The sequence below is a fragment of the Alkanindiges illinoisensis genome (assembly GCF_004377485.1).
Taxonomy (GTDB): domain Bacteria; phylum Pseudomonadota; class Gammaproteobacteria; order Pseudomonadales; family Moraxellaceae; genus Alkanindiges; species Alkanindiges illinoisensis_A.
Map to the genome: position 1 here is coordinate 27,188 of NZ_SNTY01000008.1, position 25,383 is coordinate 52,570.

Annotated in this window: 17 protein-coding genes, 1 tRNA gene and 1 pseudogene; 6 read left to right on the top strand and 13 right to left on the bottom strand. The window is 47.2% G+C overall.

Annotation, left to right across the window (positions count from 1 at the left end):
• The first annotated feature begins 227 nt into the window (after window positions 1-227).
• Entirely contained in the window at window positions 228-3,338 is a 3,111-nt protein-coding gene (locus E2B99_RS01855; RefSeq protein WP_134243299.1) for an efflux RND transporter permease subunit, read from the top strand.
• A 67-nt stretch (window positions 3,339-3,405) separates the two neighbouring features.
• On the opposite strand, the gene E2B99_RS01860 is transcribed toward E2B99_RS01855, so the two are convergent.
• From E2B99_RS01860 to E2B99_RS01890, 7 genes and pseudogenes are all read right to left on the bottom strand, one after another.
• A complete protein-coding gene (locus E2B99_RS01860; RefSeq protein WP_134243300.1) occupies window positions 3,406-3,696 on the bottom strand; it encodes a hypothetical protein in 291 nt (96 codons plus the stop codon).
• Window positions 3,697-4,150: 454 nt separating this feature from the next.
• Window positions 4,151-4,238: transfer RNA gene (locus E2B99_RS01865), tRNA-Ser, on the bottom strand.
• A gap of 92 nt (window positions 4,239-4,330) precedes the next feature.
• A complete protein-coding gene (locus E2B99_RS01870) occupies window positions 4,331-4,894 on the bottom strand; it encodes a DUF4112 domain-containing protein (RefSeq protein WP_134243301.1) in 564 nt (187 codons plus the stop codon).
• Between the two features lie 280 nt (window positions 4,895-5,174).
• Window positions 5,175-7,721, bottom strand: coding sequence for a glucose/quinate/shikimate family membrane-bound PQQ-dependent dehydrogenase (locus E2B99_RS01875; protein WP_134243302.1), 2,547 nt, complete (start codon window positions 7,719-7,721; stop codon window positions 5,175-5,177).
• A 17-nt stretch (window positions 7,722-7,738) separates the two neighbouring features.
• A pseudogene (locus E2B99_RS14800) lies at window positions 7,739-7,945 on the bottom strand (helix-turn-helix domain-containing protein); the annotation flags it as partial.
• Between the two features lie 254 nt (window positions 7,946-8,199).
• Complete coding sequence (locus E2B99_RS01885; RefSeq protein ID WP_134243304.1) at window positions 8,200-9,588, bottom strand: sensor histidine kinase; 1,389 nt, start codon at window positions 9,586-9,588, stop codon at window positions 8,200-8,202.
• Window positions 9,589-9,674: 86 nt separating this feature from the next.
• Complete coding sequence (locus E2B99_RS01890; RefSeq protein WP_134243305.1) at window positions 9,675-10,337, bottom strand: response regulator transcription factor; 663 nt, start codon at window positions 10,335-10,337, stop codon at window positions 9,675-9,677.
• A 181-nt stretch (window positions 10,338-10,518) separates the two neighbouring features.
• On the opposite strand from E2B99_RS01890, the gene E2B99_RS01895 reads away from it, so the two are divergent.
• Window positions 10,519-11,424: a crotonase/enoyl-CoA hydratase family protein gene (locus tag E2B99_RS01895; RefSeq protein WP_134243306.1), complete on the top strand. Its 906-nt coding sequence runs from the start codon at window positions 10,519-10,521 to the stop codon at window positions 11,422-11,424.
• A 79-nt stretch (window positions 11,425-11,503) separates the two neighbouring features.
• Here E2B99_RS01895 and E2B99_RS01900 read toward each other — a convergent pair whose 3' ends face one another.
• Window positions 11,504-12,757 (bottom strand): GAF domain-containing sensor histidine kinase, encoded by a 1,254-nt coding sequence (locus tag E2B99_RS01900; protein WP_134243307.1) that lies wholly within the window; start codon window positions 12,755-12,757, stop codon window positions 11,504-11,506.
• A 472-nt stretch (window positions 12,758-13,229) separates the two neighbouring features.
• Between E2B99_RS01900 and tig the strand changes: the two genes are divergently transcribed.
• The 3 genes from tig (at window position 13,230) to clpX (ending at window position 16,784) form a co-directional block, all read left to right on the top strand.
• Window positions 13,230-14,561: a trigger factor gene (gene tig / locus E2B99_RS01905; RefSeq protein WP_134243308.1), complete on the top strand. Its 1,332-nt coding sequence runs from the start codon at window positions 13,230-13,232 to the stop codon at window positions 14,559-14,561.
• Window positions 14,562-14,768: 207 nt separating this feature from the next.
• Window positions 14,769-15,410 (top strand): ATP-dependent Clp endopeptidase proteolytic subunit ClpP, encoded by a 642-nt coding sequence (gene clpP / locus E2B99_RS01910; protein ID WP_276320926.1) that lies wholly within the window; start codon window positions 14,769-14,771, stop codon window positions 15,408-15,410.
• Window positions 15,411-15,455: 45 nt separating this feature from the next.
• Window positions 15,456-16,784: an ATP-dependent Clp protease ATP-binding subunit ClpX gene (gene clpX / locus E2B99_RS01915; RefSeq protein ID WP_134243310.1), complete on the top strand. Its 1,329-nt coding sequence runs from the start codon at window positions 15,456-15,458 to the stop codon at window positions 16,782-16,784.
• A 226-nt stretch (window positions 16,785-17,010) separates the two neighbouring features.
• Here the strand turns inward: clpX and E2B99_RS01920 are convergent, their stop codons facing one another.
• From E2B99_RS01920 to rep, 5 genes are all read right to left on the bottom strand, one after another.
• Window positions 17,011-17,817, bottom strand: a complete 807-nt coding sequence (locus tag E2B99_RS01920; protein ID WP_134243311.1) for a class II glutamine amidotransferase — start codon at window positions 17,815-17,817, stop codon at window positions 17,011-17,013.
• A gap of 258 nt (window positions 17,818-18,075) precedes the next feature.
• Entirely contained in the window at window positions 18,076-18,984 is a 909-nt protein-coding gene (gene argB / locus E2B99_RS01925; protein ID WP_134243312.1) for an acetylglutamate kinase, read from the bottom strand.
• A 19-nt stretch (window positions 18,985-19,003) separates the two neighbouring features.
• Window positions 19,004-21,532, bottom strand: coding sequence for a phosphomannomutase/phosphoglucomutase (locus E2B99_RS01930; protein WP_134243313.1), 2,529 nt, complete (start codon window positions 21,530-21,532; stop codon window positions 19,004-19,006).
• Window positions 21,533-21,657: 125 nt separating this feature from the next.
• Window positions 21,658-22,110: a dUTP diphosphatase gene (dut, locus tag E2B99_RS01935; RefSeq protein ID WP_134243314.1), complete on the bottom strand. Its 453-nt coding sequence runs from the start codon at window positions 22,108-22,110 to the stop codon at window positions 21,658-21,660.
• A 129-nt stretch (window positions 22,111-22,239) separates the two neighbouring features.
• On the bottom strand, window positions 22,240-24,285 hold the full coding sequence (gene rep, locus E2B99_RS01940; protein WP_134243315.1) for a DNA helicase Rep: 2,046 nt from the start codon (window positions 24,283-24,285) through the stop codon (window positions 22,240-22,242).
• 441 nt (window positions 24,286-24,726) lie between these two features.
• Between rep and E2B99_RS01945 the strand changes: the two genes are divergently transcribed.
• Window positions 24,727-25,203: a hypothetical protein gene (locus E2B99_RS01945; RefSeq protein WP_134243316.1), complete on the top strand. Its 477-nt coding sequence runs from the start codon at window positions 24,727-24,729 to the stop codon at window positions 25,201-25,203.
• Window positions 25,204-25,383: the final 180 nt, after the last annotated feature.

The window sequence follows — 25,383 nt, forward strand, 5'->3', positions numbered from 1 at the left end:
TTTATATTGTGGATACCTGTTAAAAAAAAAGCCTGCTTATAAACTAGAGAACTGGCAGGTAACTGGGATTAAGCGTATCAATTTACAGGGTTAATTGTGCAACAAGTGTAGAAACTTTATTTACTGGTCATATTATTTCGAAATGCTGTTTGATCTTTTGTGGTCTAAGTGCGTATCTTGCTGGGCAGCACTATGCCAGTACCAGTTTCTTTGTAGGAATAACAGACTTGATGTCCCGTTTTTTTATTGATCGGCCAATTTTTGCCTGGGTATTGGCAATTGTCGTCATGGCGCTGGGTGCGTTGTCTATTTTTACGCTTCCGGTAGAACGCTATCCTGATATTGCACCACCAACGGTCAGGATTTCAGCCAATTACAGTGGTGCATCCGCCAAAACCGTGGAAGACAGTGTCACGCAAGTGCTGGAACAGCAAATTCGTGGCATTGATAACCTGCTGTATTTTTCATCAACCAGCAGTGCGTCAGGGCAAGTGCGCATTAGCTTAACTTTTGCACAGGGTACAGATCCGGATACCGCACAGGTTCAGGTGCAAAACAGTATTAGCAGCAGCCTGAATCGTTTGCCGCAAGTGGTACAGCAGCAAGGTGTGACGGTGTCCAAGTCACAGGGTGACAGCCTGATGGTAATTGGCATTTATGACACCAGCCGCAAAATGAGCACGGTTGAGATTTCTGATTACCTGATTAATCACGTAGAGCCAGTGCTGAGCCGGATTAATGGGGTAGGCGAAACCAATGTATTTGGTTCGCAATATGCGATGCGCATCTGGCTTGATCCGCAAAAGCTCAACAGCTACAGCTTGATGCCATCGGACATCCGCAACGCCATTGAAGCACAAAACACCCAGGTTACCGCTGGTGAAATTGGTGCGCAGCCTGCACCACCTGACCAATATTTAAATGTGAATGTTACGGCGTTATCACGTCTGCAAACCCCGGAGCAGTTTGGCAATATTGTGCTCAAGGCCCAGCCGGGCGGTGCCGTGGTGTATTTAAAGGATGTGGCAAGGGTAGAACTGGGTTCAGAAAATTATTCAGTATCTACAGGATTAAATGGTTTTCCATCTTCCGGTATGTCAATTGATCTGGCGACTGGAGCCAATGCACTGGACGTGGCCGACACCATTCGCAGTGAAATGCAGCAACTGGAAAAACAGCTACCGGCCGGGCTAAAAATTGCCTATCCACGTGACAGCACACCGTTTGTAACGGCCTCTATCAAAGGCGTGGTTAAAACGCTCATTGAAGCCATCATTCTGGTGGTGATTGTCATGTTTGTATTTTTGCAAAACTGGCGCGCCACCATTATTCCGGCCATTGCGGTTCCCGTAGTACTGCTGGGAACATTCGGTATTCTGGCTGTGCTGGGACTCAGCATTAACACGCTAACCCTGTTTGCCATGGTATTGGCCATTGGTTTACTGGTAGATGATGCCATTGTGGTGGTGGAAAACGTCGAGCGGGTGATGCATGAACAGCAACTGGATGCACGCCAAGCCACGATTGAATCAATGCAGGAAATTACAGGCGCGCTAATTGGCATTACGCTGGTGCTATCGGCAGTCTTTTTGCCGATGGCATTTTTTGGCGGCTCGATTGGCGTTATTTACCAGCAATTTTCCATTACGATTGTGTCGGCCATGATATTGTCGGTATTGGTTGCACTCACCTTAACACCTGCCTTGTGCGCGACTTTGCTTAAACCCTCTCATCAAAAAGATCCGCATCAAGGTGGTTTTTTTGGCTGGTTTAACCGGAGTTTTGAGCGTTTGCAGCACGGCTATAAAAATGCAGTGGCACGCATGGTCGGCTGGCCAAAGCTATTTATGGCGGGATTTATTGTCATTTCTGCACTGGTAGCAGTGGCATATACCAGTTTGCCCACCAGCTTTTTGCCGGATGAAGATCAGGGATCACTGAATGTGCAATTTACCCTAAAGGAAGGCGCACCTTTACGTGAGACTGAACAAATTGGCAAACAGGTATCAGACTATTTTCTAACCAAAGAAAAAAATAACCTGAATACCGTGATGATTGTGCTGGGACGTAATTTTTCAGGCAATGGGCAAAATGTTGGGCAGGCTTATGTGTCACTAAAGCACTGGGACGAGCGCAGCGGCAAAGACAACACGGCTGCAGCCATTATTGAACGCGCCAATAAATACTTTAAAAAAGTACCAGATGTTAAAGTGAATGTGAATGCGCCGTCTGTTGTCCGTGGACTTGGCCAGTCGAACGGGTTTGAATTCTGGTTACAGGATATCAATAATGCCGGGCGTGATGCATTAATTGCGGCACAGGAACGCATTCTTAACAAGGCCAATGACAATCCTAACCTGCGTAATGTGCGTATGAGCGGGCTTGAAGATAAAACCCAGCTGCATCTGAATATTGACCAGAGCAAGGCTGCTATTATGGGCTTAAGTCAGTCTGATATTAATTCTACACTGAGCGCGGCATGGGGCGGCGTATATGTGAATGACTTTATTGACCGTGGGCGCATCAAGCGGGTATACATTCAGGGTGACATGGGTTCACGCTCCAAGCCAGAAGACTTGGCCCAGTGGTACGTGCGCGGCGCCGATGGCACTATGGCATCATTTGCTAGCTTTACCACCACAGACTGGATTCGCAATCCGCAACTGCTACAGCGTTTTAATGGCATTTCATCCATGCAAATTAATGGTAACGTGGCTGAGGGCTATAGCTCAGGTGAAGCCATGATCACCATGCAGCAATTGGTCAATGCCGAAAAAGGCTTTGGACTGGCGTGGAGTGGCCTGTCCTATCAGGAACAGCAAACCACCCAGCAGGGCATCTGGCTGTATATTGGCTCCATTGCATTTATTTTTCTGTGTCTGGCTGCACTCTATGAAAGCTGGACCATCCCTACGGCTGTCATGCTGGTTATTCCATTAGGTGTACTGGGGGCCGTGCTGTTTACCAAACTTGCTGGTTTTAGTAATGATATTTACTTTCAGGTGGCAATTCTGGCGACTATTGGTTTATCCACCAAAAATGCCATTTTGATTGTAGAGTTTGCCGCCGCTGCACAGGATAAAGGCAGCAGTATTCTAGAGGCTGCACTGGAAGGCGCACGCCTGCGACTACGACCTATTATCATGACTTCACTGGCTTTCGTAGCAGGCGTAATTCCTTTGGTATTTTCCGCTGGCGCAGGAGCAGTTAGCCGACAGGAAATTGGGGTAAGTATTGTGGGTGGGGTATTATTTGGCACAGTACTGGCGGTATTTTATGTACCACTATTTTTTGTACTGGTCAGAAAATTATTTGCTGGAAAAACTGCAAGGGTTTAAAAACTGGAACTTGAGCAGAAAAAGCGGGTAAAGATGGTCAACCAGAAACAGGTTGGCCATCTTTAGCTTAACCCGCCTGATCCAGTTCGCAAAACCACAGGTAATCAGTGTCATTGCTGTCTTCTGCATGGCAATGGTTGCTTTCATCATTGAGAAATACACCGTGATCCTGTGCCTGCGTAACCCGGGGAAACCAGTAGACTTGACCTTGCGGATTAAAACTGGTGGCAGCATTGGGATAGGGTGCTAAACCCAATTCTGCGGTGATGGCACGGTTGTCATCCAGCGTAACTACCAGAAGTTCGGTATTTGGGTCACGGTCGGGATTAATATTACGGATAATTAAAGCCACTGACATGATCATGCTCTCAAGCTGTATAACAGATAACCATTTTAAGAGATTATGGCTAAAAAAAAAGCTTGAAACGTCTTAACCTGTCGCCAATAACTTTAATTATTAGCTTTAAGCCTAATAGAAACTACAAAAGACAGGAAATAAATTTGAAAATTCTTTTAGATTATATACTTAGCCACATGGGATTTTTACTCTATGGATCTAGTATTACAGATCAGTATTTAAAAAATCCACCTCTAAATCTATATAAAATATTAATATATTTTAAATCTGCAAGCTCATTAAGCGTTTAGGCCAGACGCTCAACTTTTTAGTAATGAAGTAAATGCTGTTAAAGATATGACTGGAAAGTTGGGGATAAGCAGATTTTTAAAGTTTACTAAGGACAATAAAAAACCCCTAAGTTCTGTAAAATAAGGGGTTTTCGTACTACATTGGACTGTAGTGAACTATAATTTGGCGGAAGCGGTGAGATTCGAACTCACGAACCCTTGCGGGTCGCCGGTTTTCAAGACCGGTGCATTCAACCACTCTGCCACGCTTCCAGTGGTTGCAAAGAATACAGGGTGTTATTTAAAAAAACAATTATTTTTAGTCAGAAAATCTTGCCAAGTGCACAGCTTTTAAGCAAATAGCGTTAAAATATTCCACCCAGCCAGCGAATCAGGGCAAATAGTGTAAAGCCAAACCATACCAGAATAATGATGCCCAGAATATCGGGAATACGCAGCCACAGCCAGCTTACTACCGAATTACGCCAGAATGCTGAAGTCTGCTGTCGTTGTTCGAGCTTGCGATGCAAAAAAGGATGGACGATATGATCATCATTCTGCAAACCATGCACATCACGCAAATGCGTATGTACAATGCCCAGCGCTTTACGGCTGGGGCGAATAAATACATCCATCACATCACCCACCACGGGGACAAAACCAACGGTGACATCCAGCAATGCAAGGCGTACTGCAGGCATGAGCTTGTGCATTGGCACACCAGCTTGCCATGCCTTAAAAATGGCAAAAGATGCCAAACCTAAGCCTGCCAGATCGCCCACCACTGGAATGGTGCCCAAGGCTGCATCAGCGCCAATGCCTTGTCGGGTAAACGGGATACGCACCAGACTGTCCAGAATATTGGCATAACTGGCCAGTTGCCGTTCCAGTGCTATGGCTTGCTGTTTGGTCAGTGGTTGCCGCTGCATGGTAGTTTTCCAAAATTTTTATTCACTAGACTTCTTTCATAAGTTGTACCAACTCGCCTTCGACAGGCTCAGGCAGCGTTGGTTGAGCTTGTCGAAACCAGACTTATGCAAGAGATCTACTATAACCTAGGGACGAATACATTATCCGGTTAGTTATACATTTGTTTTTTAGCAAGATTGTAAGAGTAATCAGGCCTGTCTAGTTCTATGACTGCCATAAAAAAAGCCTGCCTTACAAGAGATAAGACAGGCGTTGGAGTAACCTTTAAATTAGACTGGTTTAGGTTTTTGGCAATTTGTAGGCATATACATAATCGCCTTTACGAGTGCCCAGTGAACCATGCCCTCCAGCCATCACCAGAACATACTGCCGGCCATCCTTTCCAGCATAGGTCATGGGTGTGGTTTGTGCTCCGGCAGGCAGGCGGCCCCGCCACAGCTCTTTTCCGCTTTTCATGTCATAGGCACGTAGGTACTGGTCGAGCGTACCACTTAAGAAGCCTACACTGCCAGCGGTTGTAATGGTGCCGCCCAGACTGGGTACACCCATTTTAAAGAATAGTGGTAAAGGTGAGTTATCACGCACGGTGCCATTTTTGTGCATCCAGATTTTTTTGCCGGTGGTGAGGTCAATGGCAGCAATATAACCCCATGCAGGTGCCTGACAGGGTAAGCCGGTTGGTGAAATAAAAGGTTCGAGAATTACGCCAAAAGGTGCGCCCTTATTAGGTTGTACGCCTTCAACTTCACTTTTGCGTGCTGCACCGTTGGCCACTGCTTCACGCGGTACCAGTTTGGATTTAAACGCCATAAAGTTGGGGTTTACAAAGGCAATCTGACGTACCGGATCAACTGAAATACCCCCCCAGTCAAACACTCCAAAGTTGCCCGGGTAAACCAACGAACCACGCAAGGACGGCGGCGTGTAAATACCTTCATAATTCATGGAGCGATACTGGATACGGCAAGTGAGCTGGTCAAATGGCGTGCCGCCCCACATGTCTTTTTCCGACATTTTGGGTACAAAGTTAATGGCAGAAATAGGCTGAGTGGGGGAGTAATATTCACCACTGGCCAATACTTCCTTTTCATGACCTTGCGGTACAGGCATTTCCTTAACGGGATAAACGGGCTTACCGGTCAGGCGATTTAATACATAAATACTGCCTTGCTTGGTAGAGGCCATCAATGCAGGTTGCACACCTTGCGCCGTTTTGATATCAATCAAAGTCGGCTGGCCACCAACATCCATATCCCACAGGTCGTGATGCGTCATCTGGAACGTCCAGCGTACCTGTCCAGTAGCAATATCCAGTGCAGTTACGCCAGCACTATAAGTTTCAGATGCCTTGGTGCGCTTACCGCCCCACTGGTCAGGCATCTGGTTACCCATTGGCAGGTACAGCAGGCCGTTTTTCTCATCAACTGCGGTAACCGACCACATGTTGGGGGAGTTACGGGTATAAATACCATTCGCAGCAATGGGTGCAGTCTGGGTTGGATTACCGCTATCCCAGTTCCAGACCAGATGGCCGTCATGCACATCATAGGCGCGGATCACGCCTGAAGGCTCATCGGTAGACAGGTTATCAGTCACATGACCGCCAATAATGACCAGATCACGGGTAACGGCTGGTGGTGAAGTTGAGTAATAGCCGCCAGCTGTAAAGCTGCCCATGTTGGCAGTTAAGTCTACGCTGCCATCCTTGCCAAATTCACGGCACATCTGGCCTGTATCAGCGTTAATGGCAATCAGGCGGGTATCCGCAGTGGGTACAAAAATCCGCTTACTACAGGTAGTTTTTGCAGTATTGGTGACATTGGCGGATGCAGGCGTTACTGTGGTGACCAGCGAATCAGCATTGATGGCAACGGGTGAGGAATTACCGATATTTGCGGTTGCGCTAGCTGTAGTATTTGAAGCTGCGGGAGTAGCGTTAGCAGGAATTTTGATGCCGCTGGTTTGCTGTGCATATTCGGCATCGTCATGGTAGGCCACACCACGACAGGTCATGTGCGCCCAATTTTTAAAAGTTCCAGCGCGCTGGGTACTCAGTTGCGGGTCAAAACGCCAGATTTCCTTACCAGTATCCGGGTCAAGCGCAATAACCTTGCTATGCGGCGTGCAGACATACAGTTTACCATTGACTTTCAATGGGGTATTTTCTGCAGTGGTTTCATGCGGGTCATTCTCACCCGGCACATCACCAATGCGATATTTCCACGCTACTTCCAGCTTTTGCACATTCTCCGGGGTAATCTGTGCTAATGGCGAATAACGGTCACCAAAGGCAGTGCGCCCATAAGATTGCCAGTCACCTGCGGGCTGTGTAGGAGCAGTACTGGTCATATCAGTGCTATTGCGCGCTAAGGTACCTTTGAGTGAATATTTATCCTGATCCATAAACTGGCTAATCAGCGCCGAACCACCGGCCAGCAGTAACCCGATGCTTAGGATGCCAGTGTGTACAGGTGAGGTACTGGGCGTTAACAACGGTTTGCGAAACCACGGTAGAATCAGCAAAAGGCCAAGGCCAAACCAGAGTGCCAGCCGGGGAACCAGTTGCCACCAGTCCAGCCCCATTTCTGACCAGGCCCAAATGGTACTCATGATTAAAAACAGGCCATATAAGCCCAGAGCCGATGCGTTTCGCCATAGCAGCAACAGGCCAGCAATACCCACAGCAAGACCGGCTGGCAAGTAATACCATGAACCGCCCAGCATCAGCAGCTTAATGCCACCAAAAACCAGTGCAAGGCCACTCAGCAATAAAATAACCCCGATAATACGGGGCAGTACTGGATGGCCAGTGGAAGCAGGAATCATTGTTTACCTCGCTAAAGTTGAGGATTTGAATGATGCCGTCTTCGAGCTAATTTATGGGCATGTTTGGCAAAATAGCCATTTCTCGCTCGATTACGTTTGATTTCTCTGGAAATAGTGGAAGGTGAACGATTCAATCTCCAGGCGATATAACGTTTAGAAAAACCTTCACGTAATAATGTATAAATCTGATATCTTTCTTCTTGAGTAAGATGAGTATAGTTCATGATGCAACTTTGACTTTGGTCGGTCGGAAGCAGAATGCTAGCTCATCTTGCTTCCTTCCAATAAATTAATCTCTGTTGCACTTCATTTGAGAATCTAAATATTAAAAAATAATAAGGAAGCTAGTAGATCTCTTGCATAAGTCTGGTTTCGACAAGCTCAACCAACGCTGCCTGAGCCTGTCGAAGGCGAGTTGGTACAACTTATGAAAGAAGTCTAGTACAGTGCAAAATTAGACCGGTTTATAGATGAGTAATCATTCCGGTGCGGTAATGGAAGGATTGGCAGCATTTGCGGTACTCTTAAACATTAAAATCACGGCAAGGCCGCCCAGCATGGAGCGGGACAACTGAATGGTTCCCTGCAATTGCTGCACCGCCTGATGCACAATCGCAAGCCCCAGACCACTGCCAATAATATCCTGTGCATTATTAAGGCGATAAAAACGCTGGAATACATTCTGGTATTCACTTTCATCAATGCCGGGGCCACTGTCTTCAATAATCAGGGTGGTTTGCTGGCTCTGTTCCTTGAGGCTAATGCTAATCAGGCCACCTTTAGGAGTATATTTAATCGCATTGTCCACAATATTCATCACAATGGAATTAAGCTGGTCAGGCCGCGCCATAATCCAGCTTTTTTCAAAGTCGGTGATGTACAGGTTTAGCTGCTTTTTTTCAAGGCTGGGATAAAGCTGCTCAATACAGCTTTTTACCAGTGCTGATAGTTCAACAGGCTGCTTGCCTGATTCATGCCCCAACTTTTCCTGATGTGCCAGTGACATCATCTGATTAACCAGTAGTTGCAGGCGTTGCAGGCGTTCTTCCAGTTCGCTAAACATTTGCTGCTCATGGGGCTGTAAGTGGCCACTACTCATCAGCTCATTTTTAAAAATTTGCAAATGTAGATTCAGCGCGGTGAGGGGCGTTCGTAGTTCATGGGCAGCATTGGCTATAAACTGCTGCTGCTGAATCTGAAACTGGTGCGCACGCTCAAATAACTGGTTTAGGGCATTTACCAGCGAATTCAGTTCGGTTGAAGAAGGGCTGGTGGCCAGTGGCCCAAAAAAGTTGGGTTCACGCTTTTGAATTTCCTGTTCCAGAGAGCGAAGTGGTTTTAAGCTATTGAGCAGAAAAACAAACAGCGCAATAATCGCCAGTGGGGAAATGATCAGGTAAGGCAATAAAATCTGGCTGGTGAGCTTTAACACATAGGCATTGATATGGCTGTGCAACACACTGACCTGAATCACTGAATTGTTGTTGGTATTTGGGCTGCTGGCATTTAAGTAATACGTATCAATATGGTCGTTTTTGAGTTCTTCGGCAATAAAGCCGGAAACCTGATTACAGGCGGCTGCAATCACAGGCGTTACAGGCTGGCGGCAATTTTTCTGCTCAATACGGATAATGGTGGTGACTTCACCAATTTTGTAGCGGCCCTGATAAGACCGTACATTGGCACCGCGTAGTTCCCGCTCCAGCAAAATGCCTACACGTTCAATCTTGTAATAGACTTTTTGTTCGTACTCAGACTTGGTGGTGTTGTAGGCAAAAATAAAAATAATTAAAAACAGCACCAGCACCAGTGCTGCAAACAAAAACAGGATACGGTTGACAAGAGAGAATAAATGCGTTTTTCTCATGGCTTGCCTATCCTGTCCGCTGAACACTTTTTAGCTGAAAACCCGTCATTTGTCTGGCTGTAACCAGCATGCTGCAATGCAAACAATTACTGGTCAAGGTTGCCAATCTTGTAACCCAGCCCGCGAATAGTCTTGATAAAGTTTTTGCCCAGTTTCTGGCGAATATTGTGAATATGTACTTCCACCGTATTACTTTGCAAAATATCCTGTTTTTCAGAAATCTTTTGCTCCAGCTGCTCACGTGAAAAAATGCAGTTGGGCGTGGCAGCCAGCGTTTCAATAATCGACCATTCCTTGGCAGATACTTCAATTAATTGGTCATTTTTATACACTGCATGTGCTGCCGGAATAATCTTGATGTCACCCAGCATATATTCAGTCTGGGTGGCACCTTTGGCACGACGTAGCAAGGCGCGAATACGTGCTAGCAGTTCATCAATATGATACGGCTTGACCAGATAATCATCAGCACCCTGTTCCAGACCGGATACGCGGTCTTCCACATTGTCACGTGCGGTTAAAATCAGGATTGGCAGGTCGCTCACCTTACGGATGCGCTGCAGCACCTGTGTGCCATCCAGGCCGGGCAGACCCAGATCCAGCAGCACAAACTCATAGTCGTGGTTATCAAACAATTGCAGGGCCTGAGTACCGGTTTTGGCCCAGTGCACATTAAATCCTGCCTGTTTTAACAGCACACAGGTGGATTCACCAATCATGCTGTCATCTTCAACAAATAATAAAGTCATGGTGTGATAACAATAAAATAAATAAAAGACCTGAGTTTCATCATACCTGAGTTTGCCAGGCAGGTTTGCTTATTTGGACGTTTTTTATTATAAAACCTAGGCAATAAAAATGGATAAATGTGGTGTGGATGCGCAAAAGTAGCATGCCACCATTTTCTCGTCATTATGGAGTGTGCTGCACATGGCAAGCTATACCTATCAAACCCTGAAAGTCGAGCGTGATGCTGCTGGTGTGACAGTACTGTCGCTAAATCGGCCAGAACAAATGAATGCCTTTACCGTGGAAATGGCCAATGAGCTGGTGGATTTTTTTGAAAAAGCCAGTGAGGACGATGATATTCGCGCCATCATTGTGACTGGAGAAGGCCGGGCATTTTGCGCAGGCATGGATTTGTCCAAGGAAGGCAATGTATTTGGCCTTAACGAAACCCTGCAACCCTCCTTGCAGGACATGCAGGCACGCCGCGATGACGATGAAATCAAGAATGGCGTGTGTGATACCGGAGGCCGGGTAGTACTGTCGATTTTTGACTGCAAAAAACCGGTGATTGGTGCGATTAACGGTGCAGCAGTTGGGATTGGTGCCACCATGACACTAGCCATGGATATTCGTCTGGCCAGCGAAAAAGCCAAGATTGGTTTTGTGTTTGGCAAACTGGGCATTGTACCGGAAGCCTGTTCCAGCTGGTTTTTGCCACGCATTGTGGGTATTCAGCAGGCACTGGAATGGGTGTACAGCGCGGATATTTTTGATGCGCATACAGCGAAAGAAGGCCGACTGGTTAAGCAGGTGTATCCCGCCGAACAATTGCTGGATGAGGCCAAAAAACTGGCGCACAAGTTTGTTGAAGGGCGTTCGCCGGTAGCACTGGCATTGGCTCGCCAGATGTTATACCGCAACAGTGCTGCCCCACATCCACTGGTTGCCCATCAAGTGGATTCACTGGCCATGTTCTATACCAGCGTTGGTGATGGCAAGGAAGGGGTTCAGTCTTTTCTGGAAAAACGTGCGCCGCAATTCAAGCAAAAAGCCTCGCAAATGCCGCCATTTTACCCGTGGTGGTCTGATGTGCAGGATACGTTCTGATTCAATCTAGAAAAACAAAACCCGCAGTCCGAATTCAGGCTGCGGGTTTTGTTTGATGTTTGGGTGGTGAAGGACAGTGTTAAGTGAGGCTTGCAGTTGCTTCGGGCAAAACCCTTGTACTAAGAGGAATGGTAAAGCTAAATGTTGAGCCATGTCCGACACGGGATTTTACGTCAAGTGTGCCTTGATGGTGTTGCAGAAATTGCTGACATAGCAGCAAACCCAGGCCAGTCCCTTTTTCCCCCTGAGTACCACGGGTACTCTGGTTGTGATCACCATTAAACAGGCGCTGCACCTGTTCTGGCGGCATGCCCATGCCATTATCTTCCACTGAAACCATAACCTTGTCATGATGAACTGTATGATAAATCCGGATCTTGCCATATTCAGGAGTAAATTTGATGGCATTGCCCACCAGATTATGAATGAGCGAGTTCAGCATGTGGCGGTCGCCATCCACCCAGATTTCCGGCGCTAGCTGTAACTCAATATGAATATTTTTCTGGGCAGCAGTAAATTGCAGGCCTGCGACTGTTGCCTCAACCAGACTAGCCAGTTGTAGCGGTTTGGGCTGATACGGCATTGCACCATTTTCCAGTCTGGCCCATTCCAGCAGGTTTTCCAGGAACTTATAGGTAGCATGTGAGGATTCGTTCAAATAGCTGGCAATTTCACGTCTGGTGTTGTCCGCCAGTTCATCATAATCAGTGTCCAGGACATCGGAAAAGCCCAGAATGCCATGAAAAGCTGCTTTGAGGTCATGGGCAATAATGGCAAAAAACTTGTCTTTGTTCTTGTTGATTTGCTGCATTCTCACCACAGAGCGATGCAGATTCATATGTGCCACCACCTGATTGGCCAATACCTTTAATGTTTGTATCTGCAAAGGTGTCATGCTTTTGGGCTGGTCATCAATGGCGCAAATTACACCCAGTGGCAGGCCATCTTCTGTTAATAAGGGCGCACCGGCATAAAAGCGCACATGCGTGCTGGGGCAGGTCACCAGTGGATTCTGGTTAAAACGCTCATCCAGGCTGGCGTCTTCGACAATCATCACATCATCATGCAAAATGGCATGGCTGCAAAATGAGCCATCACGCGGACCAGACTCGGCAGCATAATTATAGCGCGACTTAAACCACAGCAAATCTTCACCCACCAGTGACAGCAGCGCTGAACTTGAGCCACAAATCTGCGCAACCAGGCTGACAATTTCATCAAATTGCGCTTCAGGCTGGGTGCCAAACAACTCATAGGCAGCCAGTGCTTCCAGACGTTGTTTTTCCTGCGGGTGTAAAGGTGCAATGCTGAGATCAGAATCTGGCGGCATCATGAACGATTCAACTCGAGATGTTCCAAGGGTAAATTCAATAGATAATAGACGACTGATTTTTTCAAATTTTTCAGCAAAATACTACTATTAAAAGATGGCGCAAAAACTAACATAGCCTGTTATGGCACAATATAGTGAAAATGTATAATTTGCTATAAATGCAAGCCTAAGTATTTCATGGCAAGAGATTTTTTGCACCTGAATCTGCGAACTGACGATGTAGGCAACAAGGCAAAGACCACATAAAAAAGCCAGCCAGCTTATGATTTTAAATCACCGCTCAAACGACAGCTTAAATCACCTTAAAATGCTGCTTTTTGTGCTAAACCCGTCTAAAAATCAGCAAAAACTGCACATTTTCTGAAAATGCTCGACATTGTGCAGCTTTTTTTTGTATAAGATCGCAGCTTGGCTTATACTAGCCGCCTTTAAAATTTTAGCTCAACCTTATACATATATCATCGAGGAAGCCATGATCGTTAAGACTGAAACGGTTTCGGGCGTTGCCCGTCGTCTAAATGTTACTGTTCCAACCAGCCGCATTGACGAACAATTTGAAGCTCGCCTGAAACGTGCAGCAAAAAACGTAAAAATCAATGGTTTCCGTCCAGGCAAAGTACCCATGTCAAAAATCCGTGCGGATTTTGGGCCTGGTATCCGTCAGGAAGTGATCAACGACATTATCCGTGACAGCGTGTTTGAAGCCATCCAGCAGGAAAAAATCAATGCTGTGGGCATGCCGAACATTGAAAAAGTAGACCTGAACAAAGAAGGTCTGGTGTATGAAGCCACTGTTGAAGTGTATCCTGAAGTGACTGTTAAGGGTCTGGAAGATCTGTCCATTGACCGCAAAACCACTGAAGTGTCTGATGAAGACGTAGACACCATGATCGAAAACCTGCGCAAGCAGCGTCAGACCTGGGCAGTGACCAAGGGCATGGCCAAAAAAGACATGCAGGCGACCTTTGATTTTGAAGGCACCATCGACGGTGAAAAATTTGACGGTGGCAGCGCGCAGGACTTTAAACTGGTGCTGGGTTCTGGCCGCATGATTCCCGGCTTTGAAGATGGCATCGTTGGCATGAAAGCCGGTGAAGAAAAAGTGATTGATGTCACCTTCCCGGAAGACTATCAGGCAGAAAACCTGCGTGGTAAAGCGGCCCAGTTCAAAATCACCTTGAAACAAGTTGAAAAGCCAAAGTTACCTGAAATTGACGCCGAGTTTTTAAACCTGTTTGGCGTGAGCGAAGAAGAAGGCGTTGACAAGCTGAAAGCAGATGTTCGCAAGAACATGGAACGTGAAGTAAAAAACAGCCTGCGTCAGCAACTGAAACAAGCCGCTTTTAATGCCGTGCTGGAAAACAACGACGTTGAAGTGCCAGGTGCAATGGTTACCGAAGAAATCGGTCGTCAGCGTCAGCAAATGCTGCAACAGTTTGCCCAGCAGTTTGGTGGTGCGCAAAACTTTGACCAAAGCATGCTGCCGGATGAGCTGTTCCGCGAGCAGGCTGAGCGTTCAGTGAAACTGGGTGTATTGATTGGCAAGGTATTGGAAGATGCCAAGCTGACCGTTGACCAGGAACGTGTAAAAGCGTTTATTGAAGAAACTGCCCAGTCTTATGAAGACCCAACTGAAGTGATTGAATACTTCAATTCTGACAAGCAGCAACGTGCCCAGATTGAAGCGGTGGTTCTAGAAGATCAGGTGGTTGATCATATTCTGGCCACTGCCAAAGTGACTGACCAGACTATTAGTTATCAGGATCTGATCAAGGAACAACAGGCCCAGCGCGCTGGCCGCTAATTTTGGCAAGTTAAGTTCCTGAAAGTAGCAGGAAAGGCGCTTAAAGCGCCTTTTTTGTTGCCCCTGACGTGATGCAGACAGAGGGATTAAAGGGCGAAGGTTGTACTGTTATTTTTCACAATGCAACAGCACAACCCCTTTGCAATTTTGGCTATTATCCGCCATAGTGTGACTATAGTTAAAATCAGCTTTATCAGGAAAAACAACGTGTCATTTGATTTTGAAACTGCAAATACTGCAACTGTAAGCTCAGCATCTATAAATAGCGCGCTCGTTCCCATGGTGGTTGAACAGTCTTCACGGGGTGAGCGTTCTTTTGATATCTATTCGCGTCTGCTGCGTGAACGTATCATTTTCCTGTCCGGTGAAGTTGAAGACCACATGGCAAACCTGATTGTGGCTCAGCTCTTGTTTTTGGAAGCCGAGAACCCAGATAAGGACATACACCTGTACATCAATTCACCCGGTGGTTCAGTGACTGCCGGTATGGCTATTTATGATGTGATGCAGTTTATCAAGCCGGATGTATCCACCACGTGTCTGGGACAGGCGGCCAGTATGGGCGCTTTCCTGTTGAATGCCGGCGCACCGGGCAAGCGTTATGCACTAGCGAATTCACGTATCATGATTCACCAGCCATTGGGTGGTTTCCGTGGTCAGGCGTCTGATATTGAAATTCACGCTCGTGAAATCCTGCAAATCAAGGAAAAGCTGAACCGCCTGATGGCACAGCACAGTGGTCAGGACTATGAGCGCATTGCACGCGATACCGACCGTGATAACTTTTTAAATGCTGAAGCGGCACGTGAATACGGCCTGGTTGATGCAGTACTGTCCAAGCGTCCTTAAGCCTCAGGGTTTAAATGTTTGGTAAATTAACCTATTGGAGTTCTCATGTCCGATTTACCCAAAGGACAAAAAACCTGTTCGTTTTGTGGCAAGCGTCAAGCTGAAGTCAGCAAGCTGATTGCTGGAGAAAATGCGTTTATCTGTAATGAGTGCATTGAAGTCTGTACTGATCTGGTGCAAACCAGCCAGCAGGTCGAATCTGGTGATTGGGCCAAGCGGCCATTGCCAAAGCCTGCTGAAATCCGTGCTTCGCTGGATCAGTATGTGATTGGTCAGGACACTGCCAAAAAGACCTTGTCAGTGGCAGTGTACAATCACTATAAGCGTTTAAAGGCCAGCCAGAATCTGTCTGCGCAGCAAGGCGTTAAAGACGCCATGGTGGAGCTATCCAAAAGCAATATTTTGCTGATTGGCCCCACAGGCTCTGGTAAAACCCTGCTGGCGCAAACGCTGGCACGCTTGCTGGATGTACCATTTGCCATGGCAGATGCCACCACACTAACCGAAGCAGGTTATGTGGGTGAAGATGTTGAAAACATTGTGCAGAAACTGCTGCAAAAATCGGATTATGACATCGAAAAAGCGCAGATGGGCATCATCTATATTGATGAGATCGACAAGATTACCCGCAAGAGCGACAATCCATCCATTACCCGTGACGTATCGGGTGAAGGGGTTCAGCAAGCCCTGTTGAAAATGATCGAAGGCACCGTGGCTTCCATTCCGCCGCAGGGTGGCCGTAAGCATCCGCAACAGGAATTTGTGCAGGTTGATACCAGCAATATCCTGTTCATTTGTGGTGGTGCATTTGCCGGCCTTGAAAAGCTGGTGAAGCAGCGGCATGAAAAAGGCGGTATTGGCTTTAGTGCTGAAGTGCGCAGAAAAGACGAGTCCAAGAAGCTGGGTCAGTTGTTCCGTGAAGTAGAGCCGGAAGACCTGATCAAATATGGCCTGATTCCAGAATTTATTGGTCGCTTGCCGGTGGTTGCCTCATTAGAGGAACTGGACGAAGAAGCACTAATGCAGATTCTGACTGAACCAAAAAATGCCCTAACCCGCCAGTATCAATATTTGTTTGAAATGGAAAACGTGGACTTGGTGTTTGAAGATGCGGCATTGCGTGCCGTGGCTAAAAAAGCGCTGGATCGCAACACCGGAGCGCGCGGCTTGCGTTCGATTCTGGAAAATGTTTTGCTGGATACCATGTATGAGCTGCCATCAGCGGATCATATCGGTACGGTACGCATTACTGAAGCCGTGATCAATGATGGTGCTAAACCAATCCTTGAGCCAGAGCGTTTACCAGTGTCACCAAAGTCGGATCATACCTATTCGGCTGAACATTTAACGCTGGTAGATTCACGTAGCGCCTAATGACTAAGCTGCTTTAGGGGTGTTAAACGTCCCTTATAAAAAGCGTCTCAACTCGAGGCGCTTTTTGATGATGTTTGCTTTATTTATAGCGCCTGGATATTTTTCAGTTAAGCCAGCACGCCTGCTATTATTGACCAGCATGACATGAAGACAGACTGGAAATCAATCCATGCAAATCGAGCACCACGCCACGATACAGCTTTAAAATTGGCTAGTTCCACAGGAGCTAGCCTGCATTCACCAATCGTTGGATGGTGGTATGGGCTGTTTGCTGGACTCTACCATCCTGAAACCAGATCAGCTCACCCGGCTGATACTTATGCCACACTTCATTATCCGTGAGCGGAGCAGTTGCAACCACGGCCACCCGGTCTTCCGGCTTGGTCACCTGACTAAAATCAATTTCAATATCAACGTCCACCAGATGCGCCTGCTGGAATGGCCATTCGCGCACAATCCAGTGCAGGTTGGTGGTGGCGTAGCTAAACAGCGCCTGACCATTGGACAGGATAAAATTGAACGTGCCGTATTCTGCAATTTTGGGTGAAACCTCAGCCAGAAAGTCAAAAATCTGCTGGAGAGAAGGCTCATCCTTGCCAAAACGGTAGCGCAGCTCCTGCAAAATGTAGCAGTAAGCGCGCTCGCTATCGGTAGTGCCAACTGGCATAAACTGCCCGCATAACTGGGGCCAGTAGTCTTTCAGGTCGCCATTATGGGCAAAAATCCAGTGTCGACCCCACAGCTCGCGCATAAATGGATGGTTGTTTTCCAGTTCAATCTTGCCCTGAGTGGCCTTGCGGATATGGGCAATCACATTGCGCGACTTAATGGGATAATTACGGATAAAATCTGCCAGTGGTGAGTGCACGGCAGACTGGCAATCAATAAACAGGCGGCAACCTTTTTGTTCAAAAAAGGCAATACCAAAGCCATCAGCATGGTCGGAAGTTACGCCGGCACGCTGGCTAAAACCTTTAAAGGAGAAATTAATATCAGTTGGCGTGGCACAGTTCATGCCCAGTAACTCGCACATACAATGACCACATTTAAGTAAACAAACAAATAATGACCAGATTCAGCAGGCGTAGAGCCTAGGACATTTTGATCTAGGGATATTGTGCATAAGCTGCATGCAGACTGCAAATCATCATTTGCATTACTTTGATAAAAATAATGTGCAAAAGCATGATGGCAATTGAAAACAATGGATAAAAATAGAAACCTATAAAAATGCCCACTGCTTAAAAAGCAATGGGCAATAAAATAATGACTTCAATAAAAAGAAAAGAAGTTATTGGGATTTGCGCAGGCGATTGCTAATCAGGGTGCCAATGCCTTCATCTGTAAATACTTCCAGCAAGGTGACATGCGGCATACGGCCATCTACAATATGCGCGCTGACGACACCGGCTTTAACGGCATCCAGCGCACAGGAAACCTTGGGAATCATGCCGCCATAGATCACGCCAGTATCGATCAGGTGATCAACATCCTTGGTGCTAAGGCCAGTCATTACGTTCTTGTCGGCATCCAGCACACCGGAAATATTGGTGAGTAATACCAGTTTTTCAGCTTTTAACGCTTCAGCCACTTTGCCTGCGACCAGATCAGCGTTGATGTTGTAGGTGTTACCTTCTTCATCCACACCTAATGGCGCAATAACCGGAATAAAATCACTTTTAATAAACAGGTTTAACACGTCGGTTTTAACGCTAACGACTTCACCCACAAGGCCCAGATCAATTTGCTGCACCTGACCATCATCGGTTTTTTTGTCCAACAGTAATTTTTTGGCACGCAACAGGTTACCATCTTTTCCGGTCAGGCCAATGGCACGGCCACCATGCCGGTTAATCAGGTTGACAATGGATTTATTAACACTACCGCCTAGCACCATTTCCACAATTTCCATGGTGGAGGCATCAGTTACCCGCATGCCATCAATGCGGTCAGATTCACGGCCCAGTTGCTTGAGCAGGTTGTCTACCTGTGGACCACCGCCATGCACAACCACCGGATGCAGCCCAACGGTTTTAAGCAAAACAATGTCACGGGCAAACGAGCTTTCCAGTTCCGGGTCAGTCATGGCATTGCCCCCGTACTTCACCACAATAATTTTATCGGCAAAGCGCTGAATGTATGGGAGTGCCTCAGTGAGAACGTTGGCAATATTCAGGGCGGTCTCGGTGTTCAAGGCCATGGGCAACTCCAGAGGGTGTTTATTCAAGAATCAACTGCGCCAGACGTTCATCTTTTGAGCGTAACAGGCGCGCAAAAGTGGCACGGATCAGGCGCAGGTTTTCAGCCGTGTCGGCATCAAAACGGGCAGTGATAAAATGGCCGGTATTTGACGGACGAATAATGCCAAAACCAGCATCAAAATCAAGTCGTATGCCATCAATGGTTGAAATTTTCGCATCAGATAACTGTACCGCTTCAGCTTCAAAGGCTGCCATAAGATCGGTTACATCAGTATTATCCAATGGTAAATACAGGTCAGGTGTGGACACACGCTGGGGCAGGCTGGCAATGGCTTCTTCTAACGTCTGACCGCTGTTATCCAGCCATTCCAGCAGGCGCAGGGCAGCATAAAGCCCGTCATCCTGCCCATGACCACGATGGTCTTTGAAGAAATAGTGCCCTGAGAATTCACCAGCAAACACCGCTTGATGTTCCGGGTTATTGAGTGCCTGACGCAGGAAAGTATTACCAGTTCGTACCATCACCGGGCGACCGCCATCCTGACTGACCATAGTGGAAACCATGCGCGAGCATTTCACATCAAAAATGATGTCGCTGCCGGGATTGCTATCCAGACAGATTTTGGCAAACAGGGTGATCAGGTGATCCGGTGAAACCACATTGCCCTGACTGTCTAGCACCACCACGCGGTCACCATCACCATCAAAGGCAAAACCCAGCTGGCTGCCAGAAATAACAATATCATTGCTCAGTTCCTGCAAATGTTCAGCCTTGCTTGGATCAGGCGCACCATTGGGAAACATGCCATTGGCTTCGGTATGCAGGCTGCTCACTTCACACCCGGCAGCCTGAAATGCTGCCATTGCAAATTCACCAGCACTGCCATGCATGGTATCAATGGAAATATTGAATGGCTGGCTTAAGATCACATCATCATGAAGCAGGTTCAGGTAGTCTTCGTTATATGACACACTGCGGATTGTGCCCAGACCTTCAATATAATGCTCATCAAGCACGCACTGTTTGATTCCTTCAATATTGTCAGGGGTTGGTGATTGATGTTGAACCAGCCACTTGAGGCCGTTTTCATTGGCCGGATTGTGACTGGCGGTAATCATCACCGCATTGCCGTCATGCTGCGCTGCTGCAAAATAGCAGATCGGGGTGGTTACACGGCCAATATCAATCACGGTCAGGCCACTATCAACAAAGGCCTGCCGGATCAGGCGCGCATAGCCAGAGCTTGATGTACGTGCATCGTAGCCGACCACCACCTGATACTGGTTTTTATAGCGGTAATGTGCCCCAAGCGCACGGCCGATTTTGGTGACCAGCTCATTGCCTAGGTCATCAATGGTGCCGCGAATATCATAGGCCCGGAAGATATGATCAGGAAAGCGGGGCGTACCTACACTAAATTCCATATCTGGTAGCAGGGTTTCATCCAGATTAAATTCAATGGCATCAGAATGTGCAGCCTTGCCAGTATCAACCGGAGGAGGTTCCAGTGTTTCCTGCAACAGATCCAGTTCCTCAAAGGCTTCACTGGCACTGGCTTCTTGTGCAACAGGTGTTGTGCTGGCTGTTTCACTGGTTAATTGAGTTTGAGCCGGGGTAATATTTCCCAAGCTGGTATTTTCTGAATCTGAAAGGCTGGCTGATGGACTGATGTGTTCTGCAACAGTCGCCACACTCACGGGCGAAATAGCGACGTTATTGTTGTAGGACGAGGTTGCCGCCGGGTTAATGGTAGTGAAATCAGGTGTGCTGCTGTTATTTGGATTATCAAGGCTAGAATCAGTAACAACGTCGGCTGTACCAGTAACAGGGCTTTTTCGTAAGGCCCAGATGACCAGCGGAATCAACCCGCCCAGTAAAGTCAGTAGCGCAGCCCACAGTGGCAATTGGCTGCCTGAATCCGCAGACTGAACAGCCAGTTGCCAGCTTTGCTGATTTAATGGAATGGCTTTTAAGCCACCATCGTTACCGGTACTATGAATGCGCAGGACTTCAAGCTGGCTACCGTCACTGAGTTTTTGTGAAAATTTAAGCTCGATATTGGCAGGAGTAATGCTTTCCAGATCCTTGACCAGCGGTGCCAGCGGCCATTCAAAAATGGCATAGCCCCCTGTAGGCATGGCACGCGCCGTGCTGACTACACCCTTGGCTCCTGTCCCACTAATTTCAGGCTGGGTCGGGGCGCTACGGGTTCGGTTAAGCAAATCCTGATCCGCATAGTTCAAAGAAGGCGGTACGCTGCCATCAACCGGAACGACAGCCTTAAGGGTAGCATTACTGCGTAGCATGGGTTGCTGGGCCAGTAATCCAGCCTGCTGCTGCCAGTGCTGTGCATAATGTTCAATCAGTACACCGGCCTGTTTGGTAAACGTATCCAGTTGAGTTTGCGTTTGCTGCTGCTCATGCTGAGCAACCAGATAATAGACGCCGGCACTGCTGGCACCCGTTAGAACAAGATGAATAATCAGGGCAAGTGGTTTATTTATTGTTAGACCTTTATTCGTATTCAAAGGCTTGAGTTTGGGCACGACACACTTCCTTGATCGTTCTTGACCTTATAGGGTGATTAATGGCTGTACTTCACCAGCAAAGCCGCCCTGACAAGGCCGGATTAAGATTTGAATGGTTTTAACAGACTCACGTCACGAGTATTTTATGCAGTACCCGTATGACCAAAACCACCGCTGCCACGTTCAGTTTGCTCAAAGTCATTTACAACTTCAAGTTGAGTTTGTATCACGGGAACCAGCACATATTGTGCCATTCGTTCACCCGGCGCCAAAGTAAAGGCAGCTGTGCCACGATTCCACACTGAAACCATCAGTTCGCCCTGATAGTCAGAGTCAATCAGCCCTACCAGATTGCCTAGGACAATGCCATGCTTATGCCCAAGTCCAGAGCGCGGTAAAATCAGGCCAGCGTAGTGCGGATCGGCAATGTAAATGGCCATGCCGGTTTTGACCAGCACGGTATCACCGGGATTGAGCACAATGTCTTCATCAATGCAGGCACGTAAATCAAGGCCTGCAGAGCCTGGGGTCGCATGCGTAGGTAGGGGCCAGGTGGTGCCAATCCGTGAGTCCAGAATTTTAACTTGAAGTTTCATGCCATGAAGTTCCTATGAGGATTAGCCTCAATCATTAAGTACACTAATCGCTTAAAAAGCAGGCAAGTGAGTCGAATTGTAAAATTATAAGCGCCAAGTGTCGAAACACCTAGCGCAAGTTACTGATATCTATTTCATTAATGCTTTTAAATTGGCCAGGTAGGCAGCAGCCTGCGCTTTTGGGTCAACATTAGACAGTTTTTGTTTCTTTTTGCCAGACCATTCCAGTTCTTCCTCTGGCAGTTCATCCAGAAAACGGCTGGGAGTGGTTTGCCGCATTTGTCCACCAGCCTTGCGCTGTTCAGCCAGCGTGAGGGTTAAACCTTGCCGTGCCCGGGTAATCCCCACATACATCAGGCGGCGCTCTTCCTCAATGGAATCTCCCGCAATGGAGTTGCGGTGTGGCAGCAGTTCCTCTTCCAGCCCCATAATGTACACATAGGGAAATTCCAAGCCTTTGGCCGCATGCAGGGTCATCAGGTTCACCTTGTCGGTGTCGTCTTCTTCCTGTTGCTGTTCCAGCAGATCCAGCAGAACCAGCTTGCGGATCACGCTTTCAATGTTGCGTTCATCCACGTCATCGGCACGGGTAATCAGGCTCTGGATACTGCTGTACAGGGTTTCAATATTGTCCAGCTTGTTCTTTTCTGCGGCTGGTGTTGCTGCCTGCTCACGCACAAAATCAATATAGCCCGTTTCATTAATCATCTGGCGTACCACAGGCACCGGATCATCATTGTCATGCAGGCGGCGGGTATAATCTTCAATAAAACCGGCAAACTCGTGCAGTTGTGAGGCGGCCTTTTTAGCAAACACCATGCTCAGGCGCTGGTCTGCCGAGGCACCTAATAGCGACAAGTGATTATCCTGCGCAAACAGGCCCAGTTTTTCCAGCGTGGCTGGGCCAATGGCACGTTTGGGTGTGTTGATGATTCTTAAAAATGCACTGTCGTCTTCAGGATTAATAATCAGGCGCAGGTAACTCATCACATCCTTGATTTCCGCGCGGGCGAAGAACGATGTACCACCGGAGAGCTTATACGGAATCTGCATCTGGCGTAGCTGGGCTTCTAGCACCCGTGCCTGAAAATTGCCCCGGTACAGTACGGCATAATCTTTCCATGATTTGCCATTCATCAGCTTGTGGTTCATCAGGTCATGTGCCACGCGCTCGGCTTCATCATCGTCATTGCGGCAGGTAATCACCCGGATGGCTTCACCATGGCCTTTGTCGCTCCACAGTTGTTTTTCAAACAAATGCGGATTATTGGTAATCACCGAGTTGGCAGCTTTAAGGATGCGGCTGGTTGAACGGTAATTTTGTTCCAGCTTGATAACTTTCAGGCTGGGGAAATCTTCTGCCAGCAATGCCATGTTTTCGGGTTTGGCACCACGCCACGCATAAATAGACTGGTCATCATCACCTACAGCAGTAAAGCGGCCCATCACGCCAACCAGAAGTTTGACCAGCATGTACTGCGCGGTGTTGGTATCCTGATATTCATCCACCAACAGATAGCGCACGCGGTTTTGCCATTTGTCGCGGATTTCGGCATTTTCCTGTAGCAAGCGGGTGGGCAGGGCAATCAGGTCATCAAAATCGACTGCATTGTAGGCCCGGATATTGCGCTCATACAGCTCGTACAGGTGCGCCAGATGCACATCTTCTGGCGTCTCAGCGGTGCTCATGGCCTGCGCAGGCAGTAACAGGTCGTTTTTCCAGTCAGAAATCCGGCGCATGGCCTTGCCAATCAACTCTTTACTATCGGCACCCGCCAGATTGTCCTTGTGCATTAAATCCATCAGCAGGCGCTTGCAGTCATCAGCGTCCAGAATGGAAAAATTATTTTTGAGCGGCGTATGCTTGAGCTCAATCCGTAACAAATTCAGGCCAAAATTGTGGAATGTAGAAACCGTCAAGCCCTTGGATTCTTCACGCGGAATAAGTTTACTTACCCGTTCCTTCATTTCACGTGCGGCCTTGTTGGTAAAGGTCATGGCCGTAATGCGATGCGCCGGAACACCACAATTTTGAATCAGGTGGGCAATCTTGCGGGTGATTACAGCAGTTTTGCCAGAGCCTGCGCCCGCCAGAACCAATAGTGGCCCTGACACATAGGTCATGGCTTCCTGCTGACGGGGGTTAAGCTGGCTCAGTTTTGCATTACTGCTCATTGTATGTCGTACTCAAGAAAAACATGCCCGGAAAATCAGGCTAAAAAAAGGTAAAAACAGCAACCGGATTATAGGCAAAGCGACTTATTTAAGGGAGCTTTTAATTTTGTAAAAGTTCATGTGTCCATCACATGGCGTCATCAACTGACGTGTAAATTAGAAAATAAAAATATTACATAAATTATTATTAAGGCTAATCAACTGTAAGAATAATTACCAATTGCCAGAATAATCAGAAAAAATAAGTGGTTAAACTCCCATCATTGCTCAATAGATAGCAGAGCAATCCTAATTGAATGCAAAGCAGTGGCTTTTGTCAGGACTATTATTATTTGTAGCAGCCATTGCCGTTGGGGCCGGTATTGCATGGTGGATATTAAATTACCTTGAAATTGGTTTGCCCATTCCAACCAGCAGCCGCAAATACGAATTACAGAGCCTGTGCAGGCCGAAGCAGATATTTATGATCCGCTGGAAGGAAATTACAAAACCCGAATCAAAATTGATACGCCTATTCCCATTAAATTCAATGTGCATTACAAGGGCAGTATCCCGGTCAAAACAATGGCAGAAATCAATGATACTACCGCGCTGGTATTGCCACATTTGCCCAAGATGCCATTAAAGCTTCAAGTACCGCTAGAATTTAACCTGCCATTTGATATGGTGATTCCGGTCAACACCACGCTCCGGTTTGCCTATGAAGGGCCAATCATGCTGGGTTTTGACCAGAATACTTTAACCCGCCTGAATACGGTATTGCACACGCAAACACCGTTAAATCATACGATGCAGGTGCCGCTACTCACCAGTTTTAATGTCAGGGTTTATCCTGAGCCAAAGCCACTAGGTATGGTATTGGATACCCATTTGCATCAGCCTATTCATCAATTGCAGATCAGCCGAAATGGCAATTAAGCCTTAACCAGTCAGTGCTGGCTGGTTAAAAAATACTTTAGCTTTTTAATGGGTTTAAATACATTTTTATAGCCTGTTGTTTTTGAATAAAAAGTTTAAATAAACCTGAGCTAAATGCTTGGTTTTAAAAACAATAGTTTTGGGTTAGGGTAAAACAAGAATTAAGGCACACTGCTGAGG